The sequence below is a fragment of the Cupriavidus necator genome, from assembly GCF_013141915.1.
Classification (GTDB): domain Bacteria; phylum Pseudomonadota; class Gammaproteobacteria; order Burkholderiales; family Burkholderiaceae; genus Cupriavidus; species Cupriavidus necator_B.
In genome coordinates this window covers 108089-127336 of record NZ_SROX01000017.1, presented here as the reverse complement: position 1 = coordinate 127336, position 19248 = coordinate 108089, and the positions used below count along the sequence as shown (strand labels likewise).

Genomic DNA, 19248 nt, shown 5'->3' with positions numbered 1-19248 from the left:
GATGGACCGACTGTCGACCCGCCAGCCGCTGCAGCGGCAATTCGAGACCCACGATGGCCAGGCGCTGTTCTATCGCCACTGGCCCGCCGTGGCGGGCCCGGCGCGCGGCGCCGTGGTGCTGTTCCATCGCGGCCACGAGCATTCCGGCCGGGTGGCGCACCTGGCCGACGAACTGAACCTGCCCGGCTACGACATCTTTGCCTGGGATGCGCGCGGGCACGGCAATTCGCCCGGCGAGCGCGGCTACAGCCCCAGCCTGGCCGATTCGGTGCGCGATATCCAGACCTTCACCGCCCATATCGCCGAGGCCCACGGCATCCCGCTGGAACGCACCGCGGTGATCGCGCAAAGCGTGGGCGCGGTGCTGGCCGCGACCTGGGTGCATGACTACGCGCCGCCGATCCGCGCGCTGGTGCTGGCCTCGCCGGCGTTCAAGGTCAAGCTCTACGTGCCGTTTGCGCGGCCGGGCCTGAAGCTGATGCAGCGCGTGCGCGGCAAGTTCTTCGTCAACAGCTACGTCAAGGCCAGGTTCCTGACGCACGATCCCGAACGCATCGCCAGCTATGACGGCGATCCGCTGATCACGCGCGCGATCGCGGTCAATATCCTGCTGGACCTCTACGAAACCGCGGAGCGCATCGTCGCCGATGCCGCCGCGATCACGGTGCCGACGCAACTGCTGATTTCCGGCGCCGACTGGGTCGTGCACCGTGGTCCGCAAGACCGCTTCTACGAGCGCCTGGGATCGCGCACCAAGGAGCGCATCGTGCTGGACGGCTTCTACCACGACACGCTCGGCGAGCGCGACCGCAAGCTGGCGGTCGATGCCGCGCGCCGCTTTGTCCTGCAAGAATTCGACACGCCGTCGGCGCCGCGCTCGCTGCTCGACGCCGACCAGATCGGCCCGTTCCGCGAGGAATCGGACCGCCTCGCGTCGGCGCCGGGCGGGCTCGCCGCCTGGTACTGGCGTGCGGCGCGGGCCAACCTGAAGCTGGGCGGGATGCTGTCGGATGGCGTGCGGCTGGGCCACCAGACCGGCTTCGACTCGGGCTCGACGCTCGACTACGTTTACCGCAACACGCCGTCGGGCCGCGGGCCATTGGGCCGGCTGGCCGACCGGCAATACCTGGATGCGATCGGCTGGCGTGGCATCCGCCAGCGCAAGGTCCACGCCGAGGCGCTGATCGCCGAGGCGGTGCGGCGCCTGCGCGCCGCGGGCATGCCGGTGCGCATGGTCGATATCGCCGCCGGGCATGGACGCTACGTGCTGGAAGCACTGGGCGCGCTGGAGGGCGGCGCGGCCGCGGTCGAGTCGATCCTGCTGCGCGACTACAGCGCGCTGAACGTGGAGCAGGGGCGCGCGCTGATCGCCGCCAAGGGCCTGCAGGGCGTGGCCCGCTTCGAGCAGGGCGATGCCTTCGACGGCGCCAGCCTGGCCGCGCTGGCGCCGGCACCGACGCTGGCAGTGGTGTCCGGCCTGTACGAACTGTTCCCCGACAACGCCATGGTGCGCCGCTCGCTCGAGGGCCTGGCGCGCGCGGTGCCGCCGGGCGGCTACCTGGTCTACACCGGCCAGCCCTGGCATCCGCAGCTGGAGTTTATCGCGCGCGCGCTGACCAGCCACCGCGCCGGCGCGGCGTGGGTGATGCGCCGACGTTCGCAGGCCGAGATGGATGAACTGGTGCGGGCCGCGGGCTTCGACAAGGTGACGCAGCGCATCGACCCGTGGGGCATCTTCACCGTCAGCCTGGCGCGCAGGCGCGGCGCATGAGCACGGTGCCGACGCTGGCCGAGGCCGGTGCGCAGTCGCAGCGGCCGTGGGGCCTGGCCTGCGTGCTGCTGGCGCTGGCCGGCGCGTTCTTCTTCTCCAGCTATGGCCTGGCCAACTGGCTGGCAAGCCAGCGCGCCGACGTGCCGTCGTTCTACTTCGAATGGGAGCGGGGCATTCCGTTCCTGCCCTGGACCATCGTGCCGTACTGGTCGATCGACCTGCTGTACGGCATCTCGTTCTTCCTGTGGCGCAGCCGCGCGGCGCTGATCACGCATGTCAAGCGGCTGGTGCTGGCGCAACTGGTGTCGGTGGCGTGCTTTATCGCCTTCCCGCTGCGCTTCAGCTTTGCGCGGCCCGATGCCGACGGCCTGCCGGGCCGGCTGTTCACGCTGCTGGGCGGCTTCGACCTGCCGTTCAACCAGGCACCGTCGCTGCATATCAGCCTGCTGGTGATCCTGTGGGTCGCCTTTGCCGCGCATCTGCGCGGCGGCTGGCGCTGGATGCTGCACGGCTGGTTTGCGCTGATCGGGATCTCGGTGCTGACCACCTGGCAGCATCACCTGATCGACGTGCCCACCGGCGCGCTGGTGGGCTGGCTGTGCGTTTACCTGTTGCCGATGCGGCTGCCTGTGGCCGCGGCGGGTGTGCCGGATGCACGCACGCGCCAGCTGGCGCGCCGCTACGGCGTGGGTGCGCTGGTGGCGCTGCTGTGCGCGGTGCTGGCGGTGGGCGGGGCGGTGACGCTGGCCTTCCTGCTGCTGTGGGCCGCGCTGGCGCTGGCCTGCGTGGCCCGCATCTACGCGCTGGCCGCGCCGGCGTGGTTCCAGAAGGACGGCGACGGCGCCATGGCGCCGGGCGCACGTTGGGTGCTGGCGCCTTACCTGCTGGGGGCCTTCCTCAATTCGCGCTGGTGGACGCGGCGCGCGCCGCAGGCCAGCGCGATCGCGCCGGACCTCTGGGTGGGCCGCTTCCCGACGCGGGCCGAGCTGCGCGCGCTCGGCGCGGATGCGGTGCTTGACCTCAGCGCCGAGCTGCCGCGCGCGGCCAGCGGGCCGGGCCTGGCATATCGCTGCGTGCCGGTGCTGGACCTGACCGTGCCTACGCCGCAGCAGCTCGAACAAGCCGTGACGCAACTCGACACCTGGCAGCGGCAGGGGCGCCGCGTGCTGGTCAGCTGCGCGCTGGGCTATTCGCGCAGCGCGCTGGTGGCGGCAGCGTGGCTGGCACGACAGCAAGGCCTGCGCGACGCCGGCGCCGCGCTGGCGGTGCTGCGCCGGCATCGGCCCGCCGTGGTGCTGGGCCGTGAACATGCCGACGCGCTGCAGCGCTGGCTGGACCGTGCGGCCACGCAGGAGCCTGGCGATGGCCGCTGACCACGACGCAGCGTTGTCGCACCGCACCGACAACTGGATCGCTCACGCGGTGACGGGGGCGCTCGCGGGTGCCGCGTGGGTAGGCGCGGCGGGACTGGCGTTCGCCATGCTGGCGGCGTGGCTGGGCGCGGGCACCGCAATCTCGCGCTGGCCGGCGGCGCTGGCCCTGCTGCTGGCGCTGCCCCAGCTCTGGCTGCTGTTGCGTGTCGCGATCGACCGCCGCCTGTTCGGCGCGCTTGCCGGCGGCGTGCCGGCCCAGCCCGACCTGGCCGGGCTCGATGGCGCGTTGCTTGAACTGGGCTGGATGCCCGCCGCGCGCGCCGCACGCCCGCTGTCCGAACGCGCCCGCGGCGCGCTGCGGCTGGTGCGCGCGAGCGCCGCGCTGACCGTGTGCCAGCTGGCGCTGGCCTTGCTGACCCTGATCCTGAGGTAAACAACCATGTGGCTTGCCCGTGCCACCGCACGCGCGATTATCGTCTTCGCCCGGCTGCTGACCGGCATGCGCGCCAACTGGCAGGGCTGCATCCCGGCCGCGGTGCAGCGCGTCTACTTTGCCAACCACAGCAGCCATGGCGATTTCGTGTTGATCTGGGGCTGCCTGCCGCCCGACCTGCGCACGGTCACGCGGCCGGTGGCCGGCGCCGATTACTGGGAGACATCGCCGCTGCGGCGCTTTATCGGCCGCGACGTGTTCCGCGCGCTGTTGATCGACCGCACCCGCAGCGACCCGGGCAGCGACCCGATCGCGCTGATGCGGGCCGGCCTGGCGGCGGGCGACTCGCTGATCCTGTTTCCCGAAGGCACGCGCAACACCACCGACGCGCGCCTGCTGCCGCTCAAGAGCGGCATCTACCATCTGGCGCGGGCCTGCCCGCAGGTCGAATTCGTGCCAGTGTGGATCGACAACCTGAACCGCGTGATGCCCAAGGGCGAAGTGGTGCCGGTGCCGCTGCTGTGCACTGTGACCTTCGGCCAGCCCCTGCGGCTGGCAGACGACGACAGCAAGGAAGCGTTCCTTGCGCGCTGCCGCGACGGCCTGCTCGCGCTTGCCCCGGAACTGGAATGAACGCCATGCCCACCCTGCATTGGAGCCGCGAGACCTGGCTGCTGTTTGGCGGCCTGTTCGGCGTGCTGCTGCTGGCCTCGACCGTGACCGCGCTGCTACGCTGGCGCGTGGCGGGCGGCGGCCGGCACGCGGTAATCGACAACCTGGGGCAGCGCGTGTGGGCCTGGTGGTGGATGATCGGCATCATGGGCGCCGCCTTCGCGCTGGGGCGCACCGCGGTGATCGTGCTGTTCTACCTGCTGTCGTTCTTCGCGCTGCGCGAGTTCGTCACCATCACCACCACGCGACGCGGCGACCATCGCGCCATCGTCGCCGCGTTCTTCGTGTTCCTGCCGCTGCAGTACGTGCTGGTCTATATCGGCTGGTACGGCATGTTCTCGATCCTGATCCCGGTCTACGCCTTCCTGATCCTGCCGATCCTGGCGGCGCTGTCGGCCGAGACCACGCGCTTCCTCGAGCGTTGCGCCGGGGTGCAGTGGGCGGTGATGGTGTGCGTGTTCTGCATCTCGCACGTGCCGGCGCTGCTGACGCTGCCGATCCCGGGCTTCGACGGGCGCAACCTGCTGCTGATCGCGTTCCTGGTGATCGTGGTGCAGGGCAGCGACGTGCTGCAGTACGTGTGGGGCAAGCTGTGCGGCAAGCGCAAGATCGCGCCGCTGCTGTCGCCGTCGAAAACCGTCGAGGGTTTTGTCGGCGGCGTCGCCAGCGCCACCGCGCTGGGCGCGGCGCTGTGGTGGATCACGCCGTTCTCGCCATGGCAGGCCGGCGCGATCGCGCTGGTGATCGCGCTGATGGGCTTCCTTGGCGGGCTGGTGATGTCGGCGATCAAGCGCGACCGCGGCATCAAGGACTGGGGCCACATGATCCAGGGCCACGGCGGCATGCTCGACCGGCTTGACTCGGTGGTGTTCGCCGCGCCGGTGTTCTTCCATGTCACGCGCTACTGGTGGGTGCCCTGAGACGCCCAGGGCTCACAACGCCATCTCTTCGCACCACGCCACCACCGCATCGCGGAAGTCCTGGCAGATCGGCGACAGGTAGCCGTCCGCGCGCCACAGCACGGCCAGTTCGTGCTGCCACGACATGCCCGGGGCTTCGATCGCGGCCAGTCCCTGGCCTTCGGCCTGGCGCAGCATGCGCGGCGGCATGATGCCGAGCAGGTCCGAGTGCCGCAGCAACTCGCCGAAGGCGACCGGAGACGCCGTGCTTTCCACCGCCACGCGCGGCGGCGGCAGCCCGACCGCGGTAAACCGTTCTTCCAGCCACTGGCGCAGGTACAGCGAACTGGCCGGCACCACCCAGCGTTCGCCTGCGAGGTCCGCCAGCGTCCGAAAACCGTCGCGGCGCGGGTGGGCACTGCGGCACACGATCTGCATGCTGAGCGGCCCGAGCGGCAGCCAGGCAATGTCCGCCGGCAGGCTGGCGGGACGCGCGCCCAGGATCAGGTCGGCTTCGCCGTTCTGCAGCATCGCCATCAGGCGCGCGCTCAAATGGGTCTCGATCGAGAACGTGGCCAGCGGGCGGCTCAGGAAAAAGCGCGCCAGCAGCGGCGACAGCAGCGACGGCAGCAGGTACGGGATGGCGCCCAGGCGCACCGTGCCCGCGCGCGCGGCGCGCTGTTCGGCCAGCTCGTTGCGCAGGTCGCCGGCGGCCAGCGAGATGCGGCGCGCATGCGCCGCCAGGGTGCGGCCCGCGCCGGTCGGCACCAGCCCGCGCGGGGTGCGCTCGAACAAGGGCATGCCGGCTTCGCCTTCCAGCCGCGCCAGCGTCTTGGACAGGCCGGACTGGGTCATGCCCAGGGTTTCGGCGGCGCGGTGCAGGTTGCCCTGGTCGATCACGACCAGGAAGGCTTCTAGATCCTCGAATCGCATGGGCGTGGCGGCGCTGGGTGGTGCAGGCCATTGTAGCGCCGCGCACCGCGCGCGCCGGGCACGCGGGTCTTGGCGCGGCGCCATGCCCGGCAGGACTCGGTTCGCGCCGCGCGGGAATCGCGCCGGCGCGGACGCTGGCCTAGACTGCGTGGCATCCCTCGCGCAACGCACGGCAGTGGAACCTGCGGCGGGCACTACAGAAGGGACCCAGGATAGGAGACAAAGCGATGCCATACCGTTTGCCAGGGCTGCGCGCAGCCATGGCCGCCATGTTGCTGGCTGCCATTCCCACCGTCATGCCGGCCGCCGCCGTGGCCGCCGATCCCGCCTCTGGCGAACCCTATCCGTCGCGGCCGCTGACCATCGTGGTGCCGTCGGTGGCGGGCAACGTCAACGACGCCGTGGCGCGGCTGATCGGCCAGGAGCTGACCAGGAGCTGGGGCCAGCCAGTGATCGTCGACAACAAGCCTGGCGCCGGCACCACCACCGGCACCAAGTACGTCGCCAGGGCAGCCAGGGATGGATACACCGCGCTGCTGACCTTCACCGCGCACGTGCAGAACCCGTCGCTGTACCGCGGCATCGGCTATGACCCGATCGCGGATTTCACGCCGGTCAGCGAGGTGGCGATCTCGTCGACCATCCTGGCAGTGTCGCCCGACTTCCCCGCGCGCACGCTGCCGGAGGTGGTGGCGCTGCTCAAGGCCAACCCCGGCAAGTATCCCTACGGCTCCTACGGTGCCGGCACCACCGGGCATATCCTGGGCGAACTGCTCAAGCGCGAGGCCGGCCTGCAGATGGAGCACGTGGCCTACAAGGGCGGCGCGCCGCTGGCCACTGACCTGGCGGCCGGCCATGTGAAGCTCGGCTTTATTGCCGTGGGCACGGCGATGCCGCTGCTGCAGGGCGGCAAGCTGGTGCCGGTGGCGATTGCCGGCGCCGAGCGCTCGGCCTTGCTGCCCCGGGTGCCGACCTTCCGCGAAGCCGGCTACCAGGGGTTCGAGCCGGATGCGTGGATGGGGCTGCTGTTCCCGGCCGGCGTGCCCCGCGCGCGGGTCGAAGCGCTGTCGCGCGAGGTGGCGCGCATCGTGCGCCTGCCCGAGATCGCGAAGAAAATGCAGGACCTGAACCTGGTGCCGGTCGGCGGCACGCCGGAGGCCTTCGCCACGGTGATGAAGAACGACCGCGACAAATGGAGCCGCATCATCCGCGATGTCGGCATCACGCTCGAATGACGGGGATGCCGATGCAAGCCGACGAGTACCTGGGGCTGGTCTGCTCGCGCTGGTGCCACTGGAGCGAGCTGGCGCTGCAACGGATCGCGCGCCGGCCGCTGGCGCCGGGCCAGGTGCGCATCCGCGTGCGGCACGCCGGCGTGGGCTTCGCGCTGAGCCTGTTCGTGTCCGGCAAGTACCAGCGCAAGCCGCCGCTGCCATTCACCCCGGGCACCGAGGCCGCGGGCGAGATCATCGAAGTGGCGCCCGACGTCACGCAACTGCGCCCGGGCCAGCGCGTGGCCGCGGCGCTGGACTGGGGCGGCATCGCCGAGGAAGCGGTGGCGACCGCCGAGACCGTCTATCCCGTCCCCGACGGACTGCCGCTGGCGCACGCCGCGGCGCTGCCGATCACCTATGGCACGGTGTGGGCCGCGCTGGCGTGGCGCGCGGCGCTGCAGCCCGGCGACACCATGCTGGTCCATGGCGCCAGCGGCGCGCTGGGCACGGCGGCGGTGCAGGTCGGCCGGCTCATGGGCGCGCGCGTGATCGCCACCGCCAGCACCGCGGCCAAGCGCGAGGCGGCGCTGCGCAATGGCGCCGCGCACGCGCTGGAGCCGGATCCTGACACGCTGGCCGCCGCGGTCAAGGCGCTGTGCCCGGCCGGCGGCGCCGACGTGGTGTTCGACCCGGTCGGCGGCGACCTGTTCGACGCCTCGCTGCGCTGCGCGGCGCCGGGCGCGCGGCTGCTGTCGATCGGCTATGCCAGCGGCCGCATCCCCTCGGTGCCGGCCAACCTGCTGCTGGTGAAGAACCTGGCGCTGATCGGTTTCAACTACGGCTATTACATCGGCTGGGGCCTCACCGATGAGCGCCGCCGCTTTGCGCCGCGCGTGCAGGCCATGGTGGGCGAGATCATGCAGGCCGCGGCCAGCGGCAGGCTGGCGCCGCCGGTGCTGCAGCACTTTGCCTTGAGCGACTGGCTGAACGCGGTCGACACCACGATGTCGCGCCGCGCCATCGGCAAGGTCATGCTGGATATCTGAACGGAGCCAACCCATGCACGATGCACTCGCGGCGATGGACGCCATCGACGATGCCATGTTCGATGGCCTGACCGTGCTCGACCTGAGCCAGGGCATCGCCGGCCCGTACTGCGGGCTGATCCTGCGCCAGCAGGGCGCGCGCGTGATCAAGGTGGAGCCGCCGGAGGGCGACTGGTCGCGCCAGATGGGGCGCATCCGCGCCGGCCAGACCGCGATCGCGGTGGCCTGCAACGCCGGCAAGGAGAGCGTGGTGCTGGATGCGCGCAGCGCCGAGGGCCGCGCCGCCATCGGCCGGCTGGCGCAGCGCGCCGACGTGGTGATCCAGAATTTCCGCCCTGGCGTGGCCGAGCGCATGGGGGTGGGCTACGAGGCCCTGGCCGCGCACAACCCGGCGCTGGTCTATGTCTCGATCTCGGGCTACGGCCATGCGGGGCCGCTGGCGAACCGGCCGGCGGTGGACACCACCATGCAGGCCTACAGCGGTCTGATGCACCTGAACCGCGATGCCGCGGGCCAGCCGCGCCGCATTGCCTTTTTCCTGATCGACCTGGCCACCGGGCTGTATGCGTCGCAGCATGCGGCTGCGGCGTTGTACAAGGCCGCGCGCAGCGGCCGCGGCCGCCATGTGCGGCTGTCGCTGCTCGAGACCAGTGCCGCGCTGCAGTCCTACCTGATGGTGGATGACGCCATGTTCCCCGACGCCGAGCTGGCGGCGGCCAACGCGCCGACCGGCCTGTTCCAGGCAGCCGATGGCGCGCTCTACCTCAGCATGCTCAATGACGCGATGTTCATGCGGCTGGCCAGGCTGCTGGGTTGCGACGACTGGCTTGCCGATACCACGCTGCACCGCAGCGCCGGCCGGCTGCCGCGCGCGGCGGAACTGAGCGGGCGCGTCGCGCATGCACTGGCTGCGCAGCCGCTGGCGCACTGGGAGGCGCTGCTGACCGAGCACGATGTGCTGTTCGCGCGCGTCGGCCATGCGCGCGATTTGCTGGACAGCGCGCAGTGCGCGCAGGCGGGGGTGTTCGGGCGGCTGCCGCTGGCGGGCATCGGCGAGGTGCCATGGGCCAACCTGCCGGGCATGGCGGGCAGGGAACGGCCGGCCGGCAGTGCGCCGGTGCTGGGCCAGCATACCGCGGCGGTGCTGGCGGAGTTCGGCATCGACGCCTGAAGCGGTCCCGGAAAAGAAAAACGGACGGTGCGCGATGCGTACCGTCCGTGTTCCGTTGTGCGTTGGTAGGCTCGATTGGACTCGAACCAACGACCCCCACCATGTCAAGGTGGTGCTCTAACCAGCTGAGCTACGAGCCTAGCGAAGGCGCGAATTATAGAGAGGCCTTTACGATTGCGCAAGCACCCCCGCGCGTTTTCTTGCGTGGGCGCCTGGCACAGCGCGTCAGGCCGCGCTGATGCGGTCGCGCAGTTCGCGCTTGAGCACCTTGCCGATGGCGCTGCGCGGCAGGCTCTCCACCTGGTGGATCGCCGCCAGCCGCTGGGTCTTGCCCAGGCGTTCGTTGGCCCACGCCAGCACCTCCTGCGCACTGGCGCCGCTGTCGGCGCGCAGCGCGACAAAGGCCACCGGGGTCTCGCCCCAGCGCTCCGACGGCACCCCCACCACCGACACTTCGGCCACCGCCGGGTGCTCGCGTACCACCGCCTCCAGGTCGCTCGGGTAGAGGTTGAAGCCGCCCGAGATGATCATGTCCTTCTTGCGGTCCAGCAGCACCAGGAAGCCGTCTTCGTCGAAGCGGCCGATATCGCCGGTGCGGATAAAGCGCTGGCCCTGCGCGTCATGCCATTCGGTCTCGGCGGTCTTTTCGGGCTGGTTGTGGTAGCCGTTCATCATCGCCGCCGAGCGGCCCACCACTTCGCCGGTGCTGCCCGGCGGCAGCTCGCGGCCGGCTTCGTCGATGATGCGCACGTCGGCGCCGGTGGCGGGTCGCCCCACGGTATGCAGCTTGTCGGGGAACTGGTCGGCGAACAGCAGGCAGCCGCCGCCGCCTTCGGTCATGCCGTACAGCTCGGTCAGCGCGCCGGGCCAGCGCCGCAGCACCTCGGCCTTCAGGGCCGGGCTGCACGGCGCGCTGGTGCAGAACTTGTGCCGGAACGACGACAGGTCGTGGCGATCGAATTCCGGATGCGCCAGCAGGCGCTGGTACTGCACCGGCACCAGCATGGTATGCGTGACGCGATGCCGCTGCGCCAGCGCCAGGTACTGGCCCGCATCGAACTTCGCCATCAGGATGGCGGTGCCGCCCAGGCCGATGGTGGGGAAGAAGCTGGCCAGCGTGGTGTTGGAATACAGCGGCGTGGACAGCAGCGTGACGGCCTCGGTCCCATAGCCGGTGGCGGCGCCGCGCGACACATGCGCCCAGCGCATCGCGTGCGACTGCACGATGCCCTTGGGCGTGCCGGTGGTGCCCGACGAATAGATGATGTTGAGCGGCATCTCCGGGCGGATTTCGGCTTCCGCCCCCGGCATGCCGGGGGGCGCCAGCCAGTCCTCGTACGGCCGGCCCGCCTCGCTGCCGTCGAGCGTGACCACCGGCGTGCTGGCCAGCCTGTCCCGCACCGGCGCGAGCATGTCCGCCACGCTGGCGTCGCTGAACAGGATGCGCGCGCCGGCGTCGGCGATCATGCCGGCCAGGCTGTCCGGCGTGGACGACGGCGCCAGCGGCGCGACCACCACGCCGGCGCGCACCGCGCCCAGGTACACCGCGGCGTATTCGATCGACGAGGCCGCGCAGATGGCGATGGCTTCGCCGGGCCGCACCCCGTCGCGCGCCAGCGCCGCGGCAATGCGGTCCATGGCGGCGTCGAGTCCGGCATAGTCGAGCACGCGCTCGCCATGCATCAGCGCGCGCTGCGCGGGGCGCTGCGCGGCGTGTTCGCGCACCAGCACGGACATGGTGGTGAAGGGGCGTTGGAGCGGAGTCGGTTGGGTCATGTTCGGCAAGGGAATGCGGGTGCCGTCCTGCGGCACCCGGGGCAGCGGTGGTAGGGCAGCAGGCCTTACTGGATCTGTGCGCCGGAGTCCTTCACCACCTTGCTCCAGCGGTTGATCTCGGCGTCGATATGGGTGCGCAGCGCGGCGGGGGTCGAGCCCACCGGTTCATAGCCGCTGGCGGCCAGCGTCGCCTTCAGCTCGAGCTGGCGCAGCACGGTGGCAATCTCGGTGCTGAGCCGGTCGATCACGGGCTGCGGCGTGCCGGCCGGTGCCAGCATCGCATACCAGCCGGTGATGCTGATGCCCGGCACGCCGGCCTCGGCCAGCGTCGGCACTTCGGGCGCGACCGCGGCGCGCTGGCTGCCGGTCACGGCCAGTGCGCGCAGCTTGCCGCTTTTTACGTGGGGCAGCGTGGTGGAGATGCTGTCGAAGGTCAGCTGGACCTCGCCCGACAGCATCGCCGTGACGACCTGCGCGCTGCCCTTGTACGGCACATGGGTCATCTTGATGCCCGCCACGGAATCGAACAACTCGCCCGCCAGGTGGCCGGTATTGCCGTTGCCCGCCGAGGCAAAGGTCAGCTTGCCCGGCGCGGCCTTGGCCTCGGCGATCAGCTCCTTCACGTTGGTGGCCTGCAGCGACGGGCTGCCGGCCAGGATCATCGGCAGGTTGGCCACCAGCGATACCGGGGCGAAGTCTTTGCGCGTGTCATAGGGCAGCTTGGGGTAGAGGCTGGCATTGATGGCATGGGCGGCGAGTACCATGATCAGCGTGTAGCCGTCGGGCTTGGCCCGCGCCAGTGCCTGGCTGGCGATGGTGCCGCCGGCGCCCGGCCGGTAGTCCAGCACCACGGGCTGGCCCAGGCGCTCTTGCAGCTTCGCGGCAACCGGGCGCGCCAGCAGGTCGGCGCTGCCGCCCGGTGGGTAGGGGATCAGCAGCTGGATCGGGCGCGCCGGCCAGGTTTCGGCGTGAGCGGTGCCCGGCAGGGCGATGGCGGCCGTCGTGGCCAGCATGGCGGCAAGCCATGCGCGGCGGCCCCGCTCGGGGCGGGATGGGGATGGCATCAGGCGGTCTCCTCGTTTGCCGGCCGCTGGCGCAGCCGTTGTCCCTTGGCGCCGGATCCGGCTGGGACGTTGGTGTCACAAACGGTAAACGCGTCAGCCCGCCAGCGGAATTCTTAAATCGATAAGTCTGGCTTTTTGCAGGCAAAGCGAGTGCGGCTAATGGCGGGTGGGATGCGGCGGGCTGAAGCAGTAGGGCACCAGCGCGGCCGCGATCAGCACCGCCGCCGACACGAAGATGGCCGCATAGGTGGACGGCAGCGGCCAGCCGCGCACATGGCCGGCATTGGCGATCAGGCCGAAGGCCCACGAGGTCAGCGCCGAGCCCAGGAACACGAAGGTATTGAGCAGTCCCAGCCCGCGCCCGCGCTGCGCCGGCGGGATCAGGCCGCGGCCCTGTGCCATCACCAGCGGATGCAGCATGCCGATGGTCGACAGCAGCGCCATCATCGCCACGCCATAGCCGATGCCGTGGTCGGGCCACAGCGCCAGGAGGATCGCCCCGGCCATGGCAAGGCACGACCAGCCGATGATGGTGGTCTTGAGCGTGCCGCGCCGCACCAGCACCGGCAGCAGGAAGGCGGTCAGGAAGCCGGCCAGGCTCAGCAGCGTCAGCGCCACGCCGCGCGGCGCCGAGCCCAGGCTGAACACGTCGGCCAGGTAGGGGCCGCTCCAGGCATTGCGGAACGCAGTGCCGGCGGCCATCGCCACGCATACCGGGATCAGCGTCCACAGCGGCGCCAGCTTCAGCAGTTGCAGGCTTTCCGACAGCATCGCCGGCCACGACGCGCTGCGGGCCTCGGCATGGCCCTGGTCGCGCACGCAGCGCCACACGCCATAGCAGGCCGCGACCATGCCGAGCGCCGACACCGCCATCGACGGGCGCCAGCCGACCAGCGAGATGGCCCAGCCCAGCGGCGCGGTCGCGCACAGCGAGCCAATCATGCCGGTGGCGTTGGAGCGGCTGACCACGCGCGTGTAGTCGCGTTCGGACAGCTGCTCCGAGGCGAAATGCAGCAGGCCCATGAACACCGGCGCGCACGCCAGCCCCAGGCCGACCTGCGCCAGCGTGGCGGCGGTGCCGTTGGGCGCCAGCACGAATACGATCGACGACAGCGCGCCCACCGCCAGCAGCAGCGCGGTCGGCCGGCCTACGCCATAGCGGTCGAAGGCGATGCCCACCGGGATCTGCGCCACGGCGAAGGCCAGGAAGAACGAAGAGGACAGCGCGCCGAAGCCCGCCGGCGACAAGCCGAAATCGTGCTGCAACTCGGGTGCCATCACCGCCAGGCACGAGCGGAAGAACTGGCTGAGCGCGAACGCGAAGGTCAGGATGGCGATGCCGCGCACGGCATACGTCGCCGGGGCGCGCGCGGGCAGGGCGCTGGCGCCGGGAGGCGATCCGGAAGGGGGGATATTGCTGGGGGTCACGGCGTCAGTGGCGCTATCTCTGCAGCGAGTGTAGGGCCTGCGCGCGTTGCCGGATCAACGGTTGGCCGGTGTTCGCCCAGATTGCGCGGGCTTAGCGTATCCGCGCTGATGGGGTGCTCCCTCGCCCGCTTGCGGGAGAGGGTTGGGGAGAGGGCGGGAATATCCACGAAGCGCAGGCCAGTGGTATGCCTGGCGCCTGCCCTCTCCCCCAGCCCCTCTCCCGCAAGCGGGAGAGGGGAGCAAGCCGTCGCGGGATTTACCGCATCACCCGGGCAGCGCGTCGTACGTCAGCAAAAACACCTGCTCATCGCCCGCGCTGACCGGCAGCCACACGATCTCCAGCTCCGGGAAGGCGGCCTCCACGTTGGCATGCTCGTTGCCGATCTCCACCACCAGCACGCCGCCCGGATTCAGCCGCGCCTTGGCGCCGGCGATGATCCGCCGCACCACATCCATGCCGTCGTCGCCGCCGGCCAGGGCGATGCGCGGCTCGGCCAGGTATTCCGGCGGCAGCGCCTGCATCGAGCCTTCATTGACGTAGGGCGGGTTGGTCAGGATCACGTCGTAGGTGGCGCCGTGCGGCAACGGCGCGTACAGGTCGCCTTCATAGAGCCGGATGCGGTCGTCCAGCTTGTAGTCGGCCACATTGCGGCGGGCCACGGCGAGCGCGTCGGGCGAGATGTCGACGGCGTCGATCTTCGCATGCGGCCAGACGTGCGCCACCACGATCGGCAGGCAGCCGGAGCCGGTGCACAGCTCCAGCACCGGGCCGATGCTGTCGGTCTCGCCGACCCACGGCTCCAGCCCTTCCTGCAGCAGTTCGCCGATAAAGCTGCGCGGCACGATCACGCGCGAGTCGACGTAGAAGCGCAGGCCGTGCATGTAGGCTTCGTGCGTGATGTAGGCGGCCGGCACGCGCTCGTTGACGCGGCGGTCGATGACCTTCAGCACCGCTTCGACTTCGTCGGGCAGCAGGCGCGCATCAAGGAAGGGGTCGAGCGTATCGAGCGGCAGGTTCAGCGTATGCAGCACCAGGTAGGCCGCCTCGTCATAGGCGTTGGCGCTGCCGTGGCCGAAGGACAGGCGCGCGGCGGTAAAGCGCGACACGGCCAGGCGCAGCAGGTCGCGCACGGTGCGCAGGGGAGAGGGCGTTGCCATGGAGGGTGTTCTTTCGGAAATAATCAGGCGATCAGGCGTTCGAGCACGCCGCGGTAAACGTTCTTCAGCGGCTCGATAAAGCGCACTTCGACGTGCTCGTCGATCTTGTGGATGCTGGCGTTGGGCGGGCCGAACTCGATCACCTGCGGGCAGATCCTGGCGATGAAGCGGCCGTCGGAGGTGCCGCCGGTGGTCGACAGCTCGGTGTCGAAGCCGGTCTCGGCCTTGATCGCCGACGACAGTGCCTCGGACAAGTCGCCGCGCGGGGTCAGGAAGGGCTCGCCGCCAAGCGTCCAGTCGAGCGTGTATTCGAGGCTGTGGCGGTCCAGGATCGCATGCACGCGCGCCTTCAGCTCTTCGGGCGTGCTGGCCGTCGAGAAGCGGAAGTTGAAGTCGATGGTGACATGGCCCGGGATCACGTTGGTGGCGCCGGTGCCGCCGTGGATGTTCGACATCTGCCAGCTGGTCGGCGGAAAGTACTCGTTGCCTTCGTCCCACACTTCGGCGGCCAGTGCGGCCAGCGCCGGGGCGGCGTCATGGATCGGGTTGCGGCCCAGGTGGGGGTAGGCGATATGGCACTGGATGCCCTTCACCGTGAGCTTGCCCGACAGCGAGCCGCGGCGGCCGTTCTTGACCATGTCGCCGAGCGCGTTGACCGAGGTGGGCTCGCCGATCACGCAGTAGTCCAGCCGCTCGCCGCGCGCGGCCAGCGCCTCGACCACCTTGATGGTGCCGTCGTGCGCCGGGCCTTCCTCGTCGCTGGTGATCAGGAAGCCGATCGAGCCGGCGTGCGCGGGGTGGGCCTTGATGAATTCCTCGACCGCCACCACGAAGCCGGCGATCGAGGTCTTCATGTCGGCGGCGCCGCGGCCGTACAGCTTGCCGTCGCGGTGGGTCGGCTCGAACGGGTCCGAGTGCCACTGCTCCAGCGGGCCGGTCGGCACCACGTCGGTATGGCCGGCGAATACCAGCAGCTTGCCGTCCTTGCCCTGGGTGCCGCGCTTCACCGCCCACAGGTTGGTCACGCGGAAATCGTCGGGGCCGCTGACCAGCGCTTCGCAATCGAAGCCGAGCGCCTTCAGGCGGGTTTCCAGGATGGCCTGGCAGCCTTCGTCGGCGGGCGTGACGGAGCGGCGGCGGATCAGGTCTTCAGTGAGGGCGAGGGTGGGGTTCATCGGACGGCGGAATGGGGAAATCAGAACTGGCTGGCGTACTGGTCGGCGGAGAAGCCGACCATCACCTTGCCATCGTGGGCCAGCACCGGGCGCTTGATCAGCGACGGGCTCTGCTGCATCAGCGCGATCGCGCCGGCTTCTTCGTCGGCGCGGGCCTTGTCGGCGTCGGACAGCGCGCGCCACGTGGTGCCCTTGCGGTTGAGCAGCGTGGCCAGCGGCACGTGCCGCAGCCAGCCGCGCAGCATGGCCTCATCCACGCCCTGTTTCTTGAAGTCGTGGAAGGTATAGGCCACGCCGTTGGCATCCAGCCAGGTGCGGGCTTTCTTGACGGTGTCGCAGTTGGGAATGCCGTAGAGCAGGACGGTCATGGCAAGTCTTGAGGAAAGGCGAGAAATTCAGCGCAACAGCAGGTTCAGCGCGATCACCAGGCCGCCCAGGCCCAGCGCCACGCCGCCCATCGCCACCGCGGTCATCAGGCGCAGGCGGCGGTCGAGCCGGGCAGCTTCCTTGCGCAGCGCATCGATGGTGATGGCGTGCTGCTCGGCCAGCAGCTTGACGGCCTCGGCCTGCTGCACCACCACGGCTTCCAGCTCGGCGATGCGGGCCGCGGGATCGCGCGCGTCGGCCACCGCGCCTTCGGGGGTACCGTCCTTGCGCTTGTTCTTCTTCAGCTTCTCGAGGGTCTTGTTGGCCTGCTCGAGAATGGTGGGCAGCAGGGAGAGCACGGTGCTGACGGTGGTGGGGTCCAGGGCCATGAGTCGCTTGCGGAGGGAGGGCATGTTCAGCCTGGCCAGGCGGGGGGCAGCGGCAAGACTGCCCCGGGGCCCGGCCCCGGGGCGGCGCAGCCGGTGCGGGCTGCGCCAGGCGCGCTCAGTCGCCGCGCAGCAGGTCGTTCAGGCTGGTCTTGGCGCGGGTCTGGGCGTCGACCTTCTTTACGATCACGGCGCAGTACAGGCTGTACTTGCCGTCCTTGGACGGCAGGTTGCCCGCCACCACCACCGAGCCGGCCGGCACGCGGCCATAGTGGATCTCGCCGGTTTCGCGGTCGTAGATCTTGGTCGACTGGCCCAGGTACACGCCCATCGAGATCACCGAGTTTTCTTCGACGATCACGCCCTCGACCACTTCCGAGCGCGCGCCGATGAAGCAGTTGTCTTCGATGATCACGGGGTTGGCCTGCAGCGGCTCCAGCACGCCGCCGATGCCCACGCCGCCCGACAGGTGGACGTTCTTGCCGATCTGCGCGCACGAACCGACCGTGGCCCAGGTGTCGACCATGGTGCCTTCATCGACATAGGCGCCGATGTTGACGTACGACGGCATCAGCACCGCGTTCTTCGCGATGAACGAACCACGGCGCGCCACGGCGGGCGGCACCACGCGGAAGCCGGCCTTGGCGAAGTCGTCGCCGCTCCAGTTGGCGAACTTGGTCGGGACCTTGTCGTAGAACTGGGCAAAGCCGCCGGCGCTCATCGGCGCGTTGTCTTCCAGGCGGAACGACAGCAGCACGGCCTTCTTGACCCACTGGTTGACGATCCAGTCCTTGCCTTGCTTCTCGGCCACGCGCAGGGCGCCCGAATCGAGCTGGCCGATGACGTTGGCGACGGCCTCGCGGATGTCGTTGGGGGCGGACTTCGGCGACAGGCTGGTGCGGTCTTCCCAGGCCTGGTCGATCAGGGCTTGCAGAGCTTGCGTCATGTTTGGTTTCTCAGGTGGTGAATGTTGATATTCGGCCAATTGTGTTCTCCCTCTCCCCTTAGCGGGAGAGGGGAGCAAACAGTGGCCAAGGCCAAAGCCTCAGGCCAGCGATTTGCAAAATTCCACGATCCGTCGCGCTCCCTCCAGGCATTCCTCGGGCGTAGCCACCAGCGCCATGCGCACGCGGTTGGCGCCGGGATTGATGCCATCGGCCTCGCGGGCCAGGTAGCTGCCGGGCAGCACGGTGACGTTCTGCTCCGCCAGCAGCCGCGCGGCGAATTCCGTATCGGAGAGGCCGGTGCGGGAAACGTCGGCCCACAGGTAGAAGCCGGCATCGGGCAGCGCCACGTCGAGCACCTCGGCCAGCATCGGCGTGACTTCGCTGAACTTGCGCACATAGGCGGCGCGGTTCTCGCGCACATGCGACTCGTCGTTCCACGCGGCAATGCTGGCGCTCTGCACCGCCGGGTTCATGGCGCCGCCGTGGTAGGTGCGGTAGAGCAGGAACTGCTTGAGCAGCGCGGCGTCGCCCGCGACGAAGCCCGAGCGCAGGCCCGGCACGTTGGAGCGCTTGGACAGGCTCGAGAACATCACCAGCCGCTCAAAGCCGCGGCCGAGCTTGTGCGCGGCCTCCAGCGCACCCAGCGGCGCGCGGCCTTCGTCGAAATAGATTTCGGAATAGCACTCGTCCGAGGCGATCACGAAGCCATAGCGGTCGGACAGCGCAAACAGCTGCTGCCAGTCTTCCAGCGACAGCACCGCACCGGTCGGGTTGCCGGGCGTGCAGACAAAGAGCAACTGCACCTTCTGCCAGACCGCGTCGGCAATGCGGTCGAACGCCGGCGCGAAATTGCGGGCCGGGTCGCTGTTGGCGAACACCGGGGTCGCGCCGGCCAGCAGCGCCGCGCCTTCATAGATCTGGTAGAACGGGTTGGGGCACAGCACCAGCGCGCCCGGCCGGGTGCCGTCGACCACGGTCTGGGCAAAGGCGAAGAGCGCCTCGCGCGAGCCGGTCACGGGCAGCACTTCGGTGGCGGCGTTGACCGTGGGCAGGCCGTAGCGGCGCTCCAGCCAGCTCGCGATGCACTGCCGCAGTGCCTCGGAACCGGCCGTTGTGGGATAATTCGCCAGCCCCGCAAGCGACTCTGCCAGCGCTTGCTTGATGAAGGCAGGCGTCGGATGCTTGGGTTCGCCGATGCCGAAGCTGATGGCCGGCTTGTCGGCCGCCTTTACTTGCGCAAAGAGCACCCGCAGTTTCTCGAACGGGTAGGGCTGGAGCAGGTCGAGGCGCGGATTCACGGTGTCAGTCGGGGCCGGTTAAAACGACGCATTATAGAGGAACGGCGCGGGATTCCGTGCGCGCTCCCGGCCCGCCAGGCGGTCTTTGGCGAGGTTGGGCCGGCACGGATGGCGGGCATCACGCCATGGTGATGCCGC

The 19248-nt window shown here is 70.0% G+C and carries 18 protein-coding genes and 1 tRNA gene; 8 read left to right on the top strand and 11 right to left on the bottom strand.

All coding sequences use genetic code 11. From position 1 onward, the window contains the following. Position 1: 1 nt before the first annotated feature. From E5S69_RS25295 to E5S69_RS25275, 5 genes are read left to right on the top strand one after another with little or no spacing between them, the layout of a single operon-like run. Positions 2–1771: a bifunctional alpha/beta hydrolase/class I SAM-dependent methyltransferase gene (locus tag E5S69_RS25295; RefSeq protein WP_171517198.1), complete on the top strand. Its 1770-nt coding sequence runs from the start codon at positions 2–4 to the stop codon at positions 1769–1771. Beyond that, positions 1768–3144, top strand: coding sequence for a phosphatase PAP2/dual specificity phosphatase family protein (locus E5S69_RS25290; protein ID WP_171517197.1), 1377 nt, complete (start codon positions 1768–1770; stop codon positions 3142–3144). Before E5S69_RS25295 ends, E5S69_RS25290 begins: the two co-directional genes overlap by 4 nt. Next, a complete protein-coding gene (locus tag E5S69_RS25285) occupies positions 3134–3577 on the top strand; it encodes a hypothetical protein (protein ID WP_171517196.1) in 444 nt (147 codons plus the stop codon). The genes E5S69_RS25290 and E5S69_RS25285 overlap by 11 nt, the downstream gene beginning before the upstream one ends. Positions 3578–3583: 6 nt before the next feature. Next, positions 3584–4210: a lysophospholipid acyltransferase family protein gene (locus E5S69_RS25280; RefSeq protein ID WP_171517195.1), complete on the top strand. Its 627-nt coding sequence runs from the start codon at positions 3584–3586 to the stop codon at positions 4208–4210. Continuing rightward, on the top strand, positions 4207–5169 hold the full coding sequence (locus tag E5S69_RS25275) for a phosphatidate cytidylyltransferase (protein WP_171517194.1): 963 nt from the start codon (positions 4207–4209) through the stop codon (positions 5167–5169). Before E5S69_RS25280 ends, E5S69_RS25275 begins: the two co-directional genes overlap by 4 nt. A gap of 12 nt (positions 5170–5181) precedes the next feature. On the opposite strand, the gene E5S69_RS25270 is transcribed toward E5S69_RS25275, so the two are convergent. Continuing rightward, the gene (locus E5S69_RS25270) at positions 5182–6081 is read right to left on the bottom strand and encodes a LysR family transcriptional regulator (protein ID WP_171517193.1); all 900 of its coding nucleotides are present in this window, start codon (positions 6079–6081) and stop codon (positions 5182–5184) included. Positions 6082–6308: 227 nt separating this feature from the next. Between E5S69_RS25270 and E5S69_RS25265 the strand changes: the two genes are divergently transcribed. Genes E5S69_RS25265 through E5S69_RS25255 form a run of 3 tightly spaced genes read left to right on the top strand, consistent with a single transcriptional unit; the run spans position 6309 to position 9512 of the window. After that, a complete protein-coding gene (locus E5S69_RS25265; RefSeq protein ID WP_171517192.1) occupies positions 6309–7316 on the top strand; it encodes a tripartite tricarboxylate transporter substrate binding protein in 1008 nt (335 codons plus the stop codon). 11 nt (positions 7317–7327) lie between these two features. Beyond that, the gene (locus tag E5S69_RS25260; protein ID WP_171517191.1) at positions 7328–8341 is read left to right on the top strand and encodes an NADPH:quinone oxidoreductase family protein; all 1014 of its coding nucleotides are present in this window, start codon (positions 7328–7330) and stop codon (positions 8339–8341) included. A 13-nt stretch (positions 8342–8354) separates the two neighbouring features. Continuing rightward, positions 8355–9512 (top strand): CaiB/BaiF CoA transferase family protein, encoded by a 1158-nt coding sequence (locus tag E5S69_RS25255; protein ID WP_171517190.1) that lies wholly within the window; start codon positions 8355–8357, stop codon positions 9510–9512. Positions 9513–9575: 63 nt separating this feature from the next. Here E5S69_RS25255 and E5S69_RS25250 read toward each other — a convergent pair. From E5S69_RS25250 to dapC, 10 genes are all read right to left on the bottom strand, one after another. Next, positions 9576–9652, bottom strand: a tRNA-Val gene (locus E5S69_RS25250). 85 nt (positions 9653–9737) lie between these two features. After that, positions 9738–11288: a class I adenylate-forming enzyme family protein gene (locus E5S69_RS25245; RefSeq protein WP_171517189.1), complete on the bottom strand. Its 1551-nt coding sequence runs from the start codon at positions 11286–11288 to the stop codon at positions 9738–9740. A gap of 65 nt (positions 11289–11353) precedes the next feature. Beyond that, on the bottom strand, positions 11354–12352 hold the full coding sequence (locus E5S69_RS25240; protein WP_171517188.1) for a tripartite tricarboxylate transporter substrate binding protein: 999 nt from the start codon (positions 12350–12352) through the stop codon (positions 11354–11356). Between the two features lie 156 nt (positions 12353–12508). Beyond that, positions 12509–13780 (bottom strand): MFS transporter, encoded by a 1272-nt coding sequence (locus E5S69_RS25235; RefSeq protein WP_171517187.1) that lies wholly within the window; start codon positions 13778–13780, stop codon positions 12509–12511. A 264-nt stretch (positions 13781–14044) separates the two neighbouring features. Next, positions 14045–14938 (bottom strand): 50S ribosomal protein L3 N(5)-glutamine methyltransferase, encoded by an 894-nt coding sequence (gene prmB / locus E5S69_RS25230; protein WP_171517186.1) that lies wholly within the window; start codon positions 14936–14938, stop codon positions 14045–14047. Between the two features lie 23 nt (positions 14939–14961). Beyond that, the gene (gene dapE, locus E5S69_RS25225; RefSeq protein WP_171517185.1) at positions 14962–16113 is read right to left on the bottom strand and encodes a succinyl-diaminopimelate desuccinylase; all 1152 of its coding nucleotides are present in this window, start codon (positions 16111–16113) and stop codon (positions 14962–14964) included. 20 nt (positions 16114–16133) lie between these two features. Then, positions 16134–16481 carry an ArsC family reductase gene (locus E5S69_RS25220; protein WP_025584560.1) on the bottom strand — a complete coding sequence of 116 codons (348 nt, stop codon included), beginning with the start codon at positions 16479–16481 and terminating at the stop codon, positions 16134–16136. Positions 16482–16508: 27 nt separating this feature from the next. Next, entirely contained in the window at positions 16509–16892 is a 384-nt protein-coding gene (locus E5S69_RS25215) for a hypothetical protein (protein ID WP_171517184.1), read from the bottom strand. Positions 16893–16983: 91 nt separating this feature from the next. Continuing rightward, complete coding sequence (gene dapD, locus E5S69_RS25210) at positions 16984–17811, bottom strand: 2,3,4,5-tetrahydropyridine-2,6-dicarboxylate N-succinyltransferase (protein WP_171517183.1); 828 nt, start codon at positions 17809–17811, stop codon at positions 16984–16986. 99 nt (positions 17812–17910) lie between these two features. Further along, on the bottom strand, positions 17911–19110 hold the full coding sequence (gene dapC / locus E5S69_RS25205) for a succinyldiaminopimelate transaminase (protein ID WP_171517182.1): 1200 nt from the start codon (positions 19108–19110) through the stop codon (positions 17911–17913). Between the last annotated feature and the right edge of the window lie 138 nt (positions 19111–19248).